This window comes from Synechococcus sp. R8-2, from assembly GCF_047461715.1.
Taxonomy (GTDB): domain Bacteria; phylum Cyanobacteriota; class Cyanobacteriia; order Thermostichales; family Thermostichaceae; genus Thermostichus.
In genome coordinates this window covers 1-578 of sequence record NZ_JANSHQ010000582.1, presented here as the reverse complement: position 1 = coordinate 578, position 578 = coordinate 1, and the positions used below count along the sequence as shown (strand labels likewise).

Below are 578 nucleotides of genomic sequence, written 5' to 3'. Positions count from 1 at the left end.
GACTAGAGTCATGCTCTACCATCACCACATGGGCAGGGATCCCAGGGGGAAGAGCCTTGCAGCCGGACAAAAAGGCCAGCTCGATTAAGAAGGCAAATCCCCCCACTTCAGCACCGCTCTGGGCCACCAATTGGGCGGTGGCAGCGGCTGTACCCCCGGTGGCAATGACATCATCCACGATCAACACCCGCTCTCCAGGCCGCAGGGCGTGGGCGTGCAGTTGGAGCTGGTCTTGGCCGTATTCCAGGCTGTAAGTCTGGCTGAGCACCGGCGGCGGCAGTTTGCCCGGCTTGCGAACCGGGACAAAGCCCAAGCCCAGGTGTTGTGCCAAAGCAGCCCCTAAAATGAACCCCCGCGACTCGATGCCGACCACATAATCTAGGGATCCCATGCCGGTGGTGCCGGCGGCCAACTGTTCAATAGCCGCCCGGAAGCCTGCCGGATCCTGCAGCAGGGGGGTCATATCCCGAAAGAGGATGCCGGGTCTGGGAAAATCGGGCACCAAGCGAATGAGGGCTCGCAGATCCATCCTGTTTTCCTCGCTGGCCAGTGGCTTGCTGTTCGCGTTAGCGGGACGG

At 61.8% G+C, this 578-nt stretch carries 1 protein-coding gene; it reads right to left on the bottom strand.

Translation table 11 applies throughout. From position 1 onward, the window contains the following. The coding region (locus tag NW819_RS12745; protein ID WP_414413970.1) for an adenine phosphoribosyltransferase at positions 1–529 on the bottom strand (529 nt) is incomplete at its 3' end. Positions 530–578: the final 49 nt, after the last annotated feature.